The 15,435-nt window shown below is 53.8% G+C and carries 14 protein-coding genes; 5 read left to right on the top strand and 9 right to left on the bottom strand.

What is annotated here, in order from left to right; translation table 11 throughout:
- Nucleotides 1-62: 62 nt before the first annotated feature.
- Genes arnF through arnB form a run of 7 tightly spaced genes read right to left on the bottom strand, consistent with a single transcriptional unit; the run spans nucleotide 63 to nucleotide 7,412 of the window.
- Nucleotides 63-437 carry a 4-amino-4-deoxy-L-arabinose-phosphoundecaprenol flippase subunit ArnF gene (arnF, locus tag AC6I8X_RS21200; protein ID WP_299449955.1) on the bottom strand — a complete coding sequence of 125 codons (375 nt, stop codon included), beginning with the start codon at nucleotides 435-437 and terminating at the stop codon, nucleotides 63-65.
- Nucleotides 434-766: a 4-amino-4-deoxy-L-arabinose-phosphoundecaprenol flippase subunit ArnE gene (gene arnE, locus AC6I8X_RS21195; protein ID WP_299449956.1), complete on the bottom strand. Its 333-nt coding sequence runs from the start codon at nucleotides 764-766 to the stop codon at nucleotides 434-436. The genes arnF and arnE overlap by 4 nt, the downstream gene beginning before the upstream one ends.
- Nucleotides 763-2,412: a lipid IV(A) 4-amino-4-deoxy-L-arabinosyltransferase gene (gene arnT, locus AC6I8X_RS21190; protein ID WP_313683498.1), complete on the bottom strand. Its 1,650-nt coding sequence runs from the start codon at nucleotides 2,410-2,412 to the stop codon at nucleotides 763-765. Before arnT ends, arnE begins: the two co-directional genes overlap by 4 nt.
- 6 nt (nucleotides 2,413-2,418) lie before the next feature.
- On the bottom strand, nucleotides 2,419-3,315 hold the full coding sequence (gene arnD / locus AC6I8X_RS21185) for a 4-deoxy-4-formamido-L-arabinose-phosphoundecaprenol deformylase (RefSeq protein WP_313683497.1): 897 nt from the start codon (nucleotides 3,313-3,315) through the stop codon (nucleotides 2,419-2,421).
- Entirely contained in the window at nucleotides 3,312-5,294 is a 1,983-nt protein-coding gene (arnA, locus tag AC6I8X_RS21180; RefSeq protein ID WP_497841372.1) for a bifunctional UDP-4-amino-4-deoxy-L-arabinose formyltransferase/UDP-glucuronic acid oxidase ArnA, read from the bottom strand. Before arnA ends, arnD begins: the two co-directional genes overlap by 4 nt.
- Complete coding sequence (arnC, locus tag AC6I8X_RS21175; protein ID WP_313683495.1) at nucleotides 5,291-6,274, bottom strand: undecaprenyl-phosphate 4-deoxy-4-formamido-L-arabinose transferase; 984 nt, start codon at nucleotides 6,272-6,274, stop codon at nucleotides 5,291-5,293. Before arnC ends, arnA begins: the two co-directional genes overlap by 4 nt.
- 1 nt (nucleotide 6,275) lies before the next feature.
- Nucleotides 6,276-7,412 (bottom strand): UDP-4-amino-4-deoxy-L-arabinose aminotransferase, encoded by a 1,137-nt coding sequence (gene arnB / locus AC6I8X_RS21170; RefSeq protein ID WP_299449965.1) that lies wholly within the window; start codon nucleotides 7,410-7,412, stop codon nucleotides 6,276-6,278.
- Between the two features lie 518 nt (nucleotides 7,413-7,930).
- Between arnB and AC6I8X_RS21165 the strand changes: the two genes are divergently transcribed.
- The 4 genes from AC6I8X_RS21165 (at nucleotide 7,931) to AC6I8X_RS21150 (ending at nucleotide 12,115) form a co-directional block, all read left to right on the top strand.
- Nucleotides 7,931-8,140 carry a hypothetical protein gene (locus AC6I8X_RS21165; protein ID WP_084880970.1) on the top strand — a complete coding sequence of 70 codons (210 nt, stop codon included), beginning with the start codon at nucleotides 7,931-7,933 and terminating at the stop codon, nucleotides 8,138-8,140.
- A gap of 134 nt (nucleotides 8,141-8,274) precedes the next feature.
- Nucleotides 8,275-9,030: a prepilin peptidase gene (locus AC6I8X_RS21160; protein WP_497841423.1), complete on the top strand. Its 756-nt coding sequence runs from the start codon at nucleotides 8,275-8,277 to the stop codon at nucleotides 9,028-9,030.
- A 212-nt stretch (nucleotides 9,031-9,242) separates the two neighbouring features.
- A complete protein-coding gene (locus AC6I8X_RS21155; protein ID WP_208717685.1) occupies nucleotides 9,243-10,628 on the top strand; it encodes a diaminobutyrate--2-oxoglutarate transaminase in 1,386 nt (461 codons plus the stop codon).
- 14 nt (nucleotides 10,629-10,642) lie between these two features.
- Nucleotides 10,643-12,115 (top strand): pyridoxal phosphate-dependent decarboxylase family protein, encoded by a 1,473-nt coding sequence (locus AC6I8X_RS21150; protein ID WP_313683493.1) that lies wholly within the window; start codon nucleotides 10,643-10,645, stop codon nucleotides 12,113-12,115.
- Between the two features lie 145 nt (nucleotides 12,116-12,260).
- On the opposite strand, the gene AC6I8X_RS21145 is transcribed toward AC6I8X_RS21150, so the two are convergent.
- Together AC6I8X_RS21145 and AC6I8X_RS21140 are read right to left on the bottom strand one after the other, a co-directional pair.
- The gene (locus AC6I8X_RS21145; protein ID WP_497841371.1) at nucleotides 12,261-13,445 is read right to left on the bottom strand and encodes a pyridoxal phosphate-dependent aminotransferase; all 1,185 of its coding nucleotides are present in this window, start codon (nucleotides 13,443-13,445) and stop codon (nucleotides 12,261-12,263) included.
- 82 nt (nucleotides 13,446-13,527) lie between these two features.
- Complete coding sequence (locus AC6I8X_RS21140; RefSeq protein WP_497841370.1) at nucleotides 13,528-14,457, bottom strand: LysR substrate-binding domain-containing protein; 930 nt, start codon at nucleotides 14,455-14,457, stop codon at nucleotides 13,528-13,530.
- A gap of 96 nt (nucleotides 14,458-14,553) precedes the next feature.
- On the opposite strand from AC6I8X_RS21140, the gene AC6I8X_RS21135 reads away from it, so the two are divergent.
- Nucleotides 14,554-15,417, top strand: coding sequence for an aldo/keto reductase family oxidoreductase (locus tag AC6I8X_RS21135; protein ID WP_497841369.1), 864 nt, complete (start codon nucleotides 14,554-14,556; stop codon nucleotides 15,415-15,417).
- The last annotated feature ends 18 nt before the right edge of the window (nucleotides 15,418-15,435 follow it).

Here is a 15,435-nt window from a genome sequence, read left to right as displayed (position 1 = left end):
AAATATATAAAATTAGACAAAAAATCTATCCCATTCGGGCATCCACGATGCCCGCCTTGAGATTATTTTTTGCCTGGCAGGGAGACGCAAAGCAGACCGGCAACAATCAATCCGACGCCAGCAAGACTGCTCCAGCGGAAGGTTTCGCCAAACACCGGCAATGAGATCGCCGCCAACCATACCAGCACATAACTGATACTGAGCAATGGATAGACCCGGCTCAGTGCCAGATGACGCAAAGAAAGCATCCAGCACAGCATCGACAGTGCATATGCGCTCAAACCAATAAACAGGAATACCAGCGGTTGCGGATGCTGCCAGAGTATCGGGGTGAGAACATCCGGCCACGCCGGAAATTGCAGCATCGCGCTACGCATCAGCAATTGCGCCAGTGACACCAGCACCACGCTACATAACGCCAGTCCATAGCCTTTCATAGATGACTTCCCATCAGCGCCACGCCTGCCACAATCAGCAAGGTGCCAAAAATCTGACGCGCGGTGAACGTTTCCCGCCAGATCAGACGGGCGGCGCAGGCGACCAGCACAAAGTTGAGGCTAAGCATCGGATAGGCCACACCAACGGGAACCAGGCGCAGTACCGCCAGCCAGATCAGCATGGCCACGCCCAGCAACAACATGCTGAGCGCAATCCACATCAGTAAACGTGCCTTGCCGTAGCGTCTGCCAATATATGCCGCCTGTTTCTGGCAAAGCTGCGCGATGCAGCTCAACAGGCTAACCACCAGGATCAATAAAAGGCTCATGGCAGCGAATTATACCCGTAATAAACCAGTCGCCCCTGGCGATAAACATAATCCGGTTTCGGCAAACCGGGATCCGGGTCAGCATTGACAGACGACATCATCAGCACCAGTGAAACTTTACCGTGCTGACGATGCTCGGCCAGCCAGTTAGCGAAGGCATCCGCTGATACATAACGTTGCTGTGCATCCGGATAATGCAAGCCGTATTCCACTTCCCCCTGCTGATCGTAGAGAAAAATATCGCTACGCTGCACTTGCCATGCCACTGCAGAAGCAATGCCAGGTCCATTAGCCAGAATGTAACGGCTGTCGGCCAGCTGCCCGGCGACCACATTCATAAAGCTCTGGGGTTGTTTGGAATCACGCACCTTGTCCGGGATGGCAAACCCAATCACCAGCGCCAGTACCAGTGGGCAAAACGCGGCCAGCTGCCAGTTGCGACGACTCAACGCACCCGCCAGGCCCCAGCCACCAAAGGCCAGCACACCCAGCAGCAGCTTATAATGCTCAGTCACACTGAAAGGAGGACGGTGTGCAACGCCCCACGGTGCCAGCACCACAACCAGTGCCAGGGCCGCGATGCCGCCAAACACGATGTTGATCCAGGCATTCGCTTTCAGCGCTTTGATCACCTGCGGCGTCATGCTATGTGCGTAGTGCGCCATCATTAGCGCCAGTGGCGCAAAGCACGAAAGAATGTAGGTTGGCAGTTTACCTTTGGCAATGCTGAAGAACAGCAGCGGCATCAGCACCCAGCTCAGCAGGTAACTTAACCCCGCCTGCTGACGACGTTGACGCCACCCCTGAATCAGTGCGCCTGGCAGCAGCCCCAGCCACGGCAGTGAACCCGCCAGCAGCACCGGCAGGTAATACCAGAATGGTGCTTTATGCTGCGCATCAGATTCAGCAAAGCGCTGGATGTGTTCAACCCAGAAAAAGTAATGCCAGAAATCACCTTGTTGGCGATAAATCGCCAGTGACCAGGGGGCACTGACCAGCGCCGCGACCAGCACAGTCAGCGGGCCAAAGCGCAACAGCTCGCCAAATCGACGTTGCGCGATGGCCCAGGGCAGAATCGCCAGCACCGGCACCGCCAGCGCCAGAAATCCTTTGGTCATAAAACCCATGGCACAGGCGACACCCAGCAAAACGTAGCCGACGAGCCGCTGCCGCGTGTCACTGGCCTGAGCGACCAGCCAGTAACTCGCCATGGCTGCTACCAGCCACAACGTCAGGATCGGATCGAGCACCGCATAGGTACCGACACCGTAAACCAGCAGCGAGGTGAGGAAAATGATGCTGGCGCTCAATGCCACCGCCCGGTTGGCGAATAACCGGATGCCAAGCCAGAACACCAGCAGTGCCGAGAGCGTGGTGCTGATAATGGAGCCAGCACGGACGCCAAAATTCGTATGCCCAAATAGCAGTTGCCCAAGGTTATTCACCCAGTAGCCCGCTATCGGTTTTTCGAAATAGCGCAGGTCAAAAAAGTGCGGCGTCACCCAGTTACCGCTGACCAGCATTTCCCGGCTGATCTCCGCATAACGGGTTTCATCTGGTTGCCATAAGGCGCGGAATTCGATGGGGATAAGGTAATAAAGCGCAAATACAAACAGAAGCAGAGCCGTTTTGGTGCCAGTACGCATCCGTGGTTACCTGTATTGTTCTTGCTGGCAGCCGAGCCAGCCTTCGCGTCCGGGAATTTGTCCGCGCACGATGTTGCCAATTGGCAACGTGCTTAAATCGTCAGGTAGCAGTTCACTGAGCGGACAGAATTGAATGCCCAGCTTTTCCGCCCGGGTCAGTAATTCTGCAAACGCCTGATGCCCGACAATCCCTTCCACCTCGGCGTGGATAGTGTAAACCGCGGAATCTCCTGCATCGCGCAGATGATCAAGCAGGTAGTCATTAAAATCAATCGCGCTGACTTTTGGACCAACCACTTCATCCCAGGTGGGTAACGTCACCGGAATCTGCACCGTACCCAGCGTACCGTCACTCAGACGCGGCAGGAACGGTCGGGTACCACGACAATCGCTGTTGTAACGAAAGCCAAATTGTTGTTTTGCTTCAACAACCCGGCTATCGGCACGCCAGCCAGCCACCGCCGAACAAGTGACACTGTCACCTATTATCGCTTCCAGTGCTTGCTTTCCACGGGCAATCTCTTCGACTAATCGCTGCTCCGGCCACACCCCTGCCCAGGTTTGCCAGGCAAAATGGTCCCAGGCGTGCAGGCCGACCTCATGATGATCCGCCGTCGCGCTGATGATTTCCTCCAGACCTCGGCCAATTTGCTTCCCCGGCCAGGCGGTACCGGCCAGCAAAATGTCCCAGCCATACAGCGATGCTGCGCGTGAACGCAGCATTTTCCATAAAAAGCGCGGCTTCATAAGACGCCACAAGTGGCGTCCCATGTTGTCCGGCCCGACGCTGAAAAAGAAACTGGCCTGCACCTGATGCAGACTAAACAGTTCCAGTAGCGCAGGTACACCCTGTTGTGTACCGCGCCAGGTATCGACATCAACGCGCAAGCCTACTTTTTTCATGACTTCTCAGCCTGCAACTCAACAGTGCGCAGGAAGAAGTCGAGGGTGTTGTCGATGGTGATATCCATCTGCACTTCTGGCTTCCATCCCAGCAGACGACGGGCGTTTTTGATCGACGGTTTGCGATGTTCAACGTCCTGATAACCTTTACCGTAGTAGCTGCTGCTTTCCACTTCGCGGAAACCGGCAAACGGCGGGAACTGGCTGCGCAGCGGATGGCGTTCAAAGCTCGCCAGCAACTGCTCGGCCAGTTCTTTGATGCTGGCTTCGTTATCCGGGTTACCGATATTGATAATCTGTCCATCACAATTATTTTGCTTGTTCTCGATAATACGGAACAACGCTTCCACGCCATCACGGATATCGGTAAAGCAACGTTTCTGCGCGCCGCCGTCAATCAGCTTGATCGGCGAACCTTCCACCAGATTAAGGATTAACTGGGTGATAGCGCGCGAGCTGCCGATACGTGCGGCATTGAGGTTATCCAGACGCGGACCCATCCAGTTAAACGGACGGAACAGGGTAAAACGCAGTCCCTCTTTCTCACCATAGGCCCAGATCACGCGGTCCAGCAGCTGTTTGGATACGGAGTAGATCCAGCGCTGTTTGTTGATCGGTCCCACCACCAGATTGGAGTTATCCTCATCAAAATGACCATCGGTACACATGCCGTATACTTCTGAGGTGGACGGGAAAATGATGCGTTTTTTGTATTTCACGCAATCACGGATGATTTTCAGGTTTTCTTCAAAATCCAGTTCGAATACGCGCAGCGGATTGCGGGTGTACTCAATTGGCGTGGCGATCGCCACCAGCGGCAGCACCACGTCACATTTCTTGATGTGATACTCAATCCACTCTGAGTGAATGCTGATATCACCCTCAACAAAATGGAAGCTCGGGTGACCCAGGAATCGGCTGATCGCATCAGAGCTGATGTCCAGGCCGTAAACTTCGAAGTTGTCATCTTCCAGCAAACGTTCAGTCAGGTGGTTACCGATAAAACCATTCACACCGAGGATCAGCACGCGTGTACGACGTTTCACCGCAGCAACCGGCTTAGAGTAGAGCAACGCACTCGGCACCATGCCGAGGCTTTGCGCCAGCTGGCTGCCGTTCATATAGACGCCGTTCTCGCTCTGTCCGGTGATCACTTCCAGCGCACCCTCACCGCAGGCGATCAGGAAAGGTTCAACCGATAATACGGTGCCTGGTTTGGCACCGTGTGCAGCAGGATGAACGCGCCCTTTCCACACGATAAATTTCACGGTGCCGGCATAACCAAAAGCGCCAGGCCAGGGATCGGTGACAGCACGAATCAGGTTATTGATTTCCTGCGCAGGACGTGACCAGTCGATACGTCCATCTTCCGGAGTGCGGCGACCAACCACCGTGGCTTCGCTCTCATCCTGCGGTTGGGCGTTGATCTCGCCGCGTTTCATCGCTGGCAATACGCTTTCCAGCAGCTGGGTGGCGCTCAGCACCAGCTTGCGATGCAGCGTCAGCACATTGTCCTGCTCGTCGATCTGAACACGAACCTGAGACACGATATCCCCGGCATCGGCGCGTTTTACCATACGATGCAGGGTTACGCCGGTTTCGCTCTCGCCATTGGCCAGTACCCAGTTCAGCGGCGCACGTCCACGGTATTTCGGCAGCAAAGACCCGTGCAGGTTATAAGCACCGAGACGGGCGCTGTTGAGAATTTCGTCGTTTAGCAGGTTACGGTAGTAAAACGAGAAAATGATTTCCGGCTCCATCGCTTTGATGCGATCAACCCATAACGGATGATTGACATCATCCGGGGCATAGACCGGGATGCCCTGTTCTGCGGCGATACGAGCAACCGAACCAAAGAAGTGGTTTTCATTAGCCGCGTCCGGATGAGTGAAGATAGCACTAATCTCGAAGCCAGATTGCAGCAGGGCATTAATACCTGCACAGCCCATGTCGTGATAGGCGAAGACGATGGTTTTCATTGCTCAATTTCCTGTACAGATGCATCTTTTTGCGGATGGATAACACGTTGAATAAAGTAGCGCGGACGAGCGCGGACATCGTTGTAAATCCGGCCAATATATTCGCCGAGAAGTCCCATGCCGACGAACTGCGCGCCAACAAACATAAACAGCACGGCAAACAGCATAAAAACGCCATCGCCTGCCCAGGCTGCGCCGAGGAATAAGCGCAACACAATCAAAATTAAAGAAAAGGCAAAACCGGCCAGCGCAATTATGCTGCCCACCACACTCAACAGACGCAGCGGCGTGGTGGTCAGACAGGTCACCAGGTCGTACATCAGGTTAATCAAACGCATAAAGCTATATTTGGAATCACCAAATTCGCGCTCAGCGTGTTTAACCGGTAACTCAATGGTGCGGCGGGCAAAGGTGTTTGCCAGGATAGGAATAAAGGTACTGCGCTCGTGGCAATTCAGCATGGCATCAATGATATGACGGCGATACGCTCGCAGCATACAACCGTAATCACCCATGGCTTTGCCCGTCACACGTTGAATTAAATGGTTAATGGTGCGGGATGCCCGGCGGCGAAACCAGCTGTCCTGCCGGTTCTGGCGGACGGTGCCTACCACGTCGTACCCTTGCAGGGCAGCGGCGACCAGATTCGGGATCTCTTCCGGTGGATTCTGTAAATCCGCGTCCAGGGTGATAATCAGATCGCCGGTGACATGGCTGAAACCCGCCATAATCGCGGAGTGTTGACCATAGTTGCGGTTGAGCAACACGCCAACCACGTGACTGCCAGGCATATCGGCAGCATCGGCGATCATTTCCCCGGAACGGTCACTGCTGCCGTCATCGACCAGCAGGATTTCATACTCCAGATTAATGGTGTCGCAAGCAGCGTGGGTGCGGCGTATCAGCTCCGGCAGGCTCTCTTGTTCGTTGTAGACCGGGATCACCACGGACACTTTACGAATCGGTTTTTCTTCCAGCATTTCAGACTCCGGCTAGCGTGCGCAGCGCTTTGATGACCCGCTCAACATCATCATCAGTCATATCAGGGAACAGCGGAATGGAGCAGATGCGCTCACTGTTCCATTCAGTATTAGGCAAGGACAGTTGCGGATACTGCTCGCGATAATATTTGTGGGTATGGGCGGCACGGAAATGCAGGCCAGTACCAATATCTACGGCTTTCAGCGCTTCCATCAAACCGTCACGGCTGATACCACAACGCGCCTCATCAACACGAATAATAAACAGATGCCAGGCGTGCTGATGTGACCATGTGGGTAATGCCAGCGGCAGGAACGGCGTATCAGCCAGTTCAGTCAGGTAGCGCTCTGCAATGGCTTTGCGACGGGCATTGATGTCAGCCAGTTTTTTCAGTTGTACCAACGCAATGGCGGCACTGATATCGGGCAAATTGTATTTAAAGCCGGGCATGATCACTTCAGCCTGCGGCCTGCGCCCGTGGGTATGGCGATCGTAAGCATCAACACCCAAACCATGAAATTTCAGGCTGCGAATGCGGTCTGCCAGGTCGGCATCATCCGTCACCACCACGCCACCTTCGGCGCAGGTAATATTTTTAATGGCGTGAAGTGAAAAGATGGCTGTACCGACATGCCCGACGTGACGACCTTTGTAAAGGGTGCCAGCGGAATGGGCAGCATCTTCGATTACCGTAATGCCGTGACGCTCGCCGATTGCACGAATCGCATCGATATCGGCCGGCGCACCCGCGTAGTGGACGGGAATAATGGCACGTGTGCGGGGTGTAATAGCCGCTTCAACCTGCTCAGGCGTAACCATCAGCGTGTCACGATCAATATCGATCATCACTGGCGTCGCACCCATCAGGGTGATGATGTTAAGGGTTGAAACCCAGGTCTGTGAGGGGGTAATAACTTCGTCGCCTGGCTTAATGCCCAGCCCCATCAGGGTTACGTGCATACCTGCTGTGGCAGAACAGACGGCGATCGCATGCTGGTTGCCGGTCAATTGGCAAAAGGCTTGCTCCAGGGCGGCACATTGTGGACCGGTGGTAATCCAGCCGGATTCAAACACCGCTTTAACCGCTGCTAATTCTTCTTCACCCAGCGAAGGGCGAGAGAATGGGAGAAAAGACATGGATTAGCTTCCTTAATGTGTAATGCCTTTCACTTCGTAAGGGTAAAAAACATAGCCAGAATGATGATATGAAAATGTTATGTTTAACGGGCTATATCTCTATGAGTTCACCAGATAAACAATTAGTACAGCATGTTGGACTTCGCAAATAATTCTCACATTTTGAAAGCATTAGAGACATTAGGTTGTTTCTCTATAGACCAAAATACGATGGAAAACTTAACGGAACATTAAATAGAGTGCAGATGCAGTCACTTTTCAGACTAACGTTGAAGCTTTGTAGAAAAACCGGAGTCAGATCACGCTGTTTTCTGCTGGGAAAAAATGAGGTGCCATCGGGGTTACACGACGATTCATCGCTGCGGCTTAACGATTAAACCGGTATTGATGAAGCTGTGATGTTTCTGAAAACAACTGTTTAGGAGATTAACTATACTGTTCTTAAGGGAAAACTAAGGAAATTCTATTATGCTGATTTACTTAGCTTTTACTTAACCACAGGCACGGAGGTAGTTGCCGTGAAAACCGATACCGACCGTCTCTCACAAGCCGCGCTGCGTCGTCATCATATTGGCGTAAAAACAAAAGGATTGCGCTTCCGCGGTGCGCTTTATGTGTTTCGCTACAACGCCGGACACTATGATGTATTTCTGGACAATGCGCGCGTCATGCAGCTGGAAACCAGCAATGTGCAGGAAGCGATCCAAATGTTTAAGCAACAGCAGTGACCCCGGCCACTGCTTGCTGAAGATTGTCAGACCCGGGTCTGAAAACTCTATGTAACTTGCTGTATGCGTGATGTTGTCCTCGCCTTCGCTGCCCAGCTGGAATAGGGTTGAAAAAACAAGGTGAGGAGTTGCACATGGAATGGTGCTATGGGTTGATCGCTGGACTGTGCGCTGGCAGCGTTATTAATGTTATTGCTTACCGATTACCACAACGTCTACTCAATCCGGACTCAGGTTCTGACCCTTTCCCTTCCCGTTCGCATTGCCCCGGTTGTAAAAACATTTTGTACTGGTACGACAATATCCCCTTGTTAAGCTGGCTATTGTTACGCGGTAAATGTCGTCATTGTCACCAGTCAATCAGCATCCGTTATCCGGTGATTGAACTGGTTACTGCTTTATTAAGCCTGGTGATGTGCAGCTTACTGCCGTTTACTCCGCTGCTTTTGGCAGCGTTGTTGCTAAGCTGGACGCTACTGACGTTGTCGATCATTGATATCCGCGACTACTTATTGCCCGATGCACTTAGCCTGCCTTTATTATGGGGCGGTTTACTCCTGCATTGCTTCGCCTTCCTCCCTGGTACGTTGGACGCCGCCGTGTCCGGCGCAGTAGCGGGCTATACCAGCCTGGCGTTACTGTCATTGGGTTATCGAAGGCTGCGCCATACCGATGCGCTGGGGATGGGAGATGCAAAATTACTGGCCGCACTAGGCGCATGGCTGGGCTGGGAGCCTTTACCGATTGTGCTTATTATCGCCTGTTGTGGCGGCCTTTTATTTGGCTTAATTTCCAGAATTTTGTGGCAGCGAAGTTTTTCTCGCCCCATTGCTTTCGGTCCGTGGCTATCTCTCGCTGGCATAAGTCTTTTTATTAACTCGATTATTTAATAAGCACGTCATACGTCCATGATAAAATAATCGGCCATTTCTTCAGCAAATCCCTGATTCGTATATAGAAGTAATAAACAATTCTAAACAAAATTAATCATTGCCCCCCAGGGTAAAAGGCTCTATATTGGCCGCGTTTTTTTCACAGCTGATAGTTTTTTGTTCAATTAACCAACCGGTGCGCTTTTCCCGCCGTCGGTTGTAGGAGAGATATGATGACGGATAAAGTCCGTATTGATAATTTTGGTGCCAACTCATTCAACGGAAACAACGACGAGTTCTTAGCCCGTCAGGCTGAGTTCGAATCGAATGTCAGGAGTTACCCGCGCAAATTACCTTTAGCGATTGCCAAAGCGAATGGCGTATGGATTACCGATGTTGAGAATAAACAATATCTTGACTGCCTGGCTGGCGCAGGAACTTTGGCTCTGGGTCATAACCACCCGGAAGTTCTGCAAAGCATTCAAAATGTCATTACCAGCGGCTTGCCGTTACATACACTCGATCTGACGACTCCCTTAAAAGATCAGTTCTCTGAATCCCTGCTGTCACTGCTGCCAGGTCAGGGTAAAGAATATTGCCTGCAATTCACAGGCCCTTCTGGTGCCGACGCGGTTGAAGCTGCGCTGAAACTGGCGAAAAAAGTGACTGGCCGTAGCAGCGTGATCAGCTTCTCTGGTGGTTACCATGGTATGACCCACGGTGCGCTGTCGGTAACCGGTAACCTGTCACCGAAAGAAGCGGTTAACGGCATGATGCCGGAAGTCCAGTTCATGCCTTATCCGCATCAGTACCGTTGCCCGCTGGGCCTCGGTGGTGAAGCTGGCGTGAAAGCGCTGACCTACTACTTCGAAAACCTGATCAACGACGTTGAAAGCGGCGTGCGCAAACCTGCTGCTGTGATCCTGGAAGCCGTTCAGGGTGAAGGTGGTGTGAACCCGGCACCGGTAGAGTGGCTGCAGCGTATCCGCAAAGTGACTCAGGAACACGGCATTCTGCTGATCCTTGATGAAGTCCAGGCTGGTTTTGCCCGTACCGGTAAATTCTTCGCCTTCGAACACGCTGGCATTGAGCCGGATATTATCGTGATGTCAAAAGCTGTGGGTGGCGGTCTGCCGCTGGCCGTGCTGGGCATTAAGAAACAGTTCGACGCCTGGTCACCGGGTCACCACACTGGCACCTTCCGTGGCAACCAGCTGGCAATGGCTACCGGGCTGACCACCCTGAAAATCCTGAAAGAACAGGATATCGCAGGCAAAGTTGCTGCACAGGGTGAATGGCTGAAAGCGCAGCTGGCTGAAATGCAGAAGCGTTACCCGGTAATCGGCCATATTCGTGGTCTGGGCATGATGATCGGTATTGAGATCGTTAAACCGAATGAAGCCGCTGACCACATGGGTGCTTACCCGGCTGATGGTGAGCTGTCTGCCCTGTTGCAGAAAAAATGCTTCGAAGCGGGTCTGATTCTGGAGCGTGGTGGACGTCATGGCGCGGTTCTGCGTCTGCTGCCTTCGCTGCTGATCACCAACGATGAGTTGGCTATTTTCCTTGATAAATTTGAGCAGGCGCTTCTGGGCGCAGGCATCAAACCTGTTTGATCCGGAAGAGTTAGATGACTGAAGTAAACCCGATCCTGGCCGCTTCTGCCCAAAGTATTGAAGCGTACCAGCAGGCGATTGCCCAGAGCAGCGCCGCGGTTGTGCAGTGGCTGAAGCAGCCCGAGATGTATCAGGGCAAAACGGTTGCCGAACTGCGTGAGCGTATCAAGCTCGACTTCAATCCGAATGGCCTGGGCAACCAGGCCGCGATTGAACGCGCCATTGAATATTTTCTGAAAGACAGCCTGTCGGTGCATCACCCGCAGTGCGTGGCGCATCTGCACTGCCCAAGCCTGGTCGTTAGCCAGGCGGCAGAAGTGCTGATTAACGCGACTAACCAGAGTATGGATTCCTGGGACCAAAGCCCGTCAGCCACCGTCATCGAGATCAAACTGATCGAGTGGCTGCGTGCGCAGGTAGGCTATCCGGCTGGTGACGCGGGTGTCTTCACCAGCGGTGGTACTCAGAGCAACCTGATGGGCCTGATGCTGGCGCGTGATGCGTTTTATGCGCGCCAGGGTCACTCCGTGCAGCAGGATGGCATCACTGGTGATCTGCGTAAGATCAAAGTGCTGTGCTCCGAAAATGCCCACTTCTCGGTGCAGAAGAACATGGCTCTGCTGGGTCACGGCTACCAGTCGGTGGTTCAGGTGAAATCCGATCGTTTCGCCCGTATGGATGTTAACGACCTGCGAGCCAAGCTGGCGCAGGCGGACGCCAACGGTGAACAGATTCTGGCGATTGTAGCCACCGCAGGCACCACCGATGCCGGTGCGATTGACCCACTGCGTGAAATTGCAGGTATTGCGGCTGAGCGCAATATCTGGGTGCACGTTGATGCAGCCTGGGGCGGCGCCCTGTTACTGTCAGAGAAGTATCGTGATTACCTCGATGGCCTGGATCTGGTGGATTCCGTCACTCTGGACTTCCACAAACAGTTCTTCCAGACCATCAGCTGCGGTGCGTTCCTGCTGAAAGACGAACGTCACTACGAGCTGATGCGCTATCAGGCCGCTTACCTGAACTCTGAATTCGACGAAGAGCAAGGTGTGCCGAACCTGGTATCCAAATCACTGCAAACCACGCGTCGCTTTGATGCGCTGAAACTGTGGATGGGCCTGGAAGCGCTGGGGCAGAAACAGTACGCGGCGATTATCGATCACGGCGTCACGCTGGCGCAGGAAGTGGCAAAATATGTTGCTGACCTGCCACGTTTCGAGCTGGTCATGCAGCCACAGCTGGCAAGCGTGCTGTTCCGCTTCCGTCCTGAGCAGCTGGCTGCCAGTGGTGATGCGGCAGTTGCGCTGTTCAACCAGCGTATCGGCGATGCCCTGCTGGAATCGGGCCGCGCCAACGTGGGTGTAACCGAAGCGGATGGTATCACCTGCCTGAAGCTGACGCTGCTTAACCCAACCGTTACGCTTGAGGATGTCAAAGTCCTGCTGGCGCTGGTGGAAAAGACTGCGGATCAGTTGCTGGACGCATAATTTTTGCGTGATACAAAAAGCCGGGAACGGGTAACCGCTCCCGGTTTTTTATTGACCAAAACAATGATATGACTATTTCATGGACGCGCTTTTCCAAACCTGATTGGAACACCTGCGGGAATCACGATCGACTTTTTCCTGCGCTTTAACGATTCCGTGCCAGAAACTCACTCAACCGTGCCAGTCCCTGCTGCAACTTGTCCGTTGACGAAACCGCATGGCACCAGCGTAGCCAGCCATTTCCTTCAGGACCAAATGCGGCCCCCGGTGCCAGACCCAGAGCGCTTTCCCGCACCAGCCGTTTCGCCAGCGTGGTGGTATCGTCAAATCCTTCGATGCGGAAGAACGCATACATACCACCACCGCTTTCCGGCACGCTTACGCCCGGTAATTGCCGCAGGCCATTTACCAAAAACTGATAGCTGTGCGTCAGCTCGGCGCGCAGGCTGATGATTCCACTTTCACCGCCAAGTAGCGCCGCCTGGGCTGCACGCTGGCAAGGTTCGAACAAACAGCTGGTATTGAACTCAATCAGTTTACCCAGAGCATCAATGATGGATGGCGGAGCCACTACCCAGCCGACGCGAAAACCGGTCATCAGCCAGGCTTTGGAAAAGGTATTTACTGAAATCAATCGATCTTCCGGCGTCGCATAATCCAGAAATGAGGGCGCGTAATGGCGGTCGCTGGCATAGATCAAGCGTTGATAGGCATCATCACTGAGGATCCAGATACCGTGTTTACGGCAATGTGCGAGTATCGTCTGAACTTCCTCATCGGTGATGGTCCAGCCGGTAGGGTTACCTGGTGAGTTGATAATCAGCATACGCACATCAGGCGTCAGCGCACTCAGTAACAGGTCCATATCCAGCGCCCACGCGCCATCTTGCACTGTCAACGCCACACGTTCGACAGAAGCACCGAGGATCTGCGGGATCTCTACCACGTTCGGCCACACTGGCGTGATTGCCACCACCTTATCCCCCGGTGACAGCACCGTTTGCGCCACCAGCATCAGGCCGTTAATTCCGGCACTGGTAATCGCCAGCTGATCGCTGCTGATAGTATGACCATGCAGCTGGCTCAGATAATCGGACAACGCCTGGCGCAAATAGGGTCGCCCGAGATTCTGGATATACCGGGTCTCCCCCTGCTGTAGCGAGGTAATAGCCGCATCGGTAATAAACTGTGGCGTGGGTTTGTCGGATTCGCCAAACCAGAAGGCGAGCATATCGGGACGATCCATCCCTTCATTGGCAATTTCGCGGATGAGCGAGGGTGAAATCTGGCTGATAGTGTTGCGCGAGACGAGGGGAAAAGACGACTGCATGAAAAAACCTCCAACGATTATCCCTGTTTAACTGTTATTTCAATACATAGCACCCACCTGGTATACCACGCAGCGCAAAAGTTCAGGAATAGCAATTTTGTCTGGCTGAGTTGTCATTCATTTCACGCACATAATCGATAAACGCCTGTAAGGGGGCGGGGATCAGGCGACGATCGTTATAGTAAAGCCATAACCCGGAAAAACTGAGCCACCAGTCAGCCAGTATCGGCTGTAGCTGCCCACCGGCGAACGCCGGTTGTAACCAATCTTCAAACAAATAAACGATGCCCACACCGGCGATGGCCGCCTGCACAGTTAAATCCATCGCCGCCCCAATGCTACAGGTTAAGGGACCATTGGGTTGCAGGCGCAGGTTTTCACCGTCGCGGGCAAACTCCCATTCCGCCATCACGCCTGTGGCGTAACGACCGCGCAGGCAACGATGTTGCATCAGATCGCGGGGATGTTGCGGGATGCCATATTGCGCCAGATAACCAGCCGCCGCCGCCGCGGCAAAGCGCTGGGTGCGTGGTCCAATTGGCAGCGCCACCATATCCTGCTCCAGATGGTCGTCATAACGGATGCCGGCATCGCAGCCGTCGCGAAAAATATCCTGCACGTTACTTTCGGCGACGATTTCCAGCTGAATATCCGGATAGCGTTGCAGAAAACCTGGCACAATCCCTGGAAGCACCAGGCGTGCGGCACTCACTGGCACATTCAGGCGCAATGTGCCACCCGGCGTGTTACGAAAACGGTTCAATGCATCGAGCGCCGCATCCACCTCATTCATGGCCGGTAGCAGGCGAGCCATCAAGGCCCTGCCCGCTTCGGTCAGCGCGACGGTGCGGGTTGTGCGATTAAATAAACGCACGCCCAGTTGCTGCTCAGCACGTCGCACGGCATCACTCAAACGCGAAGGGTTGCTGCCGGTCATGCGAGCAGCTTCGCGAAAACCTCCGGCTTTGGCTACCGCCACCACGGCGTGTAATAAGGCAATATCTAATGACATTGTGCGCCACTCCGTACATTGTGTCCTGATTTCACCGGATAGTTGCACAGCCCACCCACCGTTACAATCTTCAGACACCCTATGACGGAGGTTCTTATGTCTCATCCCGTAATGACTTACCCACTCGGCGACCGCAACGTGAATCGTCTCGGCTATGGTGCCATGCAGTTGGCCGGGCCGGGCGTGTTTGGTCCGCCACAAGATGAAGGGCGCGCCTTACAGGTGCTGCGAGAGGCGATTGATGCCGGTGTTAATCATATCGATACCAGCGATTTCTATGGCCCCCATGTCACCAATCAGCTCATCAAAAAAGCGCTCCATCCCTATGCCGGGGATCTGGTGATTGTGACTAAAGTCGGCGCGCGGCGTGATCAGCAAGGCGGCTGGTTACCGGCTTTTACCCCAGCGGAGCTGACACAGGCAGTGGAAGATAACCTGCGCAATCTGGGTCTTGAGGTGATGGATGTGGTGAATCTGCGCGCCATGTTTGATGTGCACGGTCCGGCTGAAGGTTCTTTGGAGGAACAACTCACTACACTTATCAAACTCAAAGAACGCGGGCTGATTCGACATATCGGTTTAAGCAATGTTACGGCGAAACAGGTGGCGGATGCCCAGGCCATGACTCCCATTGCCTGTGTACAGAACCTCTACAATCTGGCTAACCGCGAGGATGATGCGCTGGTGGATCACCTGGCAGCACAGGGCATTGCTTATGTGCCCTTCTTCCCGCTTGGCGGCTTTTCGCCGTTGCAATCAGAACAGTTGACGGCGGTGGCAAACGAGCTGAGTGCAACACCTTTGCAGGTCGCTCTGGCATGGTTGCTGCAACGATCGCCGAACATCTTGCTGATTCCGGGCACCTCTTCGCCAGAACATCTAAAACAGAATCTGGCAAGCGCCGGGCTGCAACTGTCGGACGACATCGTGGCAAGACTGGAGGGACTGGCCGCAGCCTGATCCCTCGGTTTTTGTCTG

Source organism: Pantoea sp. X-Soil-TKNS-1280 (genome assembly GCF_059730475.1).
Note: the sequence above shows the minus strand (reverse complement) of the source record. Positions and strands in the feature narration are given on the sequence as shown.

Coding starts and splice junctions, on each gene's coding strand:
- arnF (WP_299449955.1), bottom strand. CDS start 437: ATGAAAGGCTATGGACTGGCGTTATGTAGCGTGGTGCTGGTGTCACTG.
- arnE (WP_299449956.1), bottom strand. CDS start 766: ATGAGCCTTTTATTGATCCTGGTGGTTAGCCTGTTGAGCTGCATCGCG.
- arnT (WP_313683498.1), bottom strand. CDS start 2,412: ATGCGTACTGGCACCAAAACGGCTCTGCTTCTGTTTGTATTTGCGCTT.
- arnD (WP_313683497.1), bottom strand. CDS start 3,315: ATGAAAAAAGTAGGCTTGCGCGTTGATGTCGATACCTGGCGCGGTACA.
- arnA (WP_497841372.1), bottom strand. CDS start 5,294: ATGAAAACCATCGTCTTCGCCTATCACGACATGGGCTGTGCAGGTATT.
- arnC (WP_313683495.1), bottom strand. CDS start 6,274: ATGCTGGAAGAAAAACCGATTCGTAAAGTGTCCGTGGTGATCCCGGTC.
- arnB (WP_299449965.1), bottom strand. CDS start 7,412: ATGTCTTTTCTCCCATTCTCTCGCCCTTCGCTGGGTGAAGAAGAATTA.
- AC6I8X_RS21160 (WP_497841423.1), top strand. CDS start 8,275: ATGGAATGGTGCTATGGGTTGATCGCTGGACTGTGCGCTGGCAGCGTT.
- AC6I8X_RS21155 (WP_208717685.1), top strand. CDS start 9,243: ATGATGACGGATAAAGTCCGTATTGATAATTTTGGTGCCAACTCATTC.
- AC6I8X_RS21150 (WP_313683493.1), top strand. CDS start 10,643: ATGACTGAAGTAAACCCGATCCTGGCCGCTTCTGCCCAAAGTATTGAA.
- AC6I8X_RS21145 (WP_497841371.1), bottom strand. CDS start 13,445: ATGCAGTCGTCTTTTCCCCTCGTCTCGCGCAACACTATCAGCCAGATT.
- AC6I8X_RS21140 (WP_497841370.1), bottom strand. CDS start 14,457: ATGTCATTAGATATTGCCTTATTACACGCCGTGGTGGCGGTAGCCAAA.
- AC6I8X_RS21135 (WP_497841369.1), top strand. CDS start 14,554: ATGTCTCATCCCGTAATGACTTACCCACTCGGCGACCGCAACGTGAAT.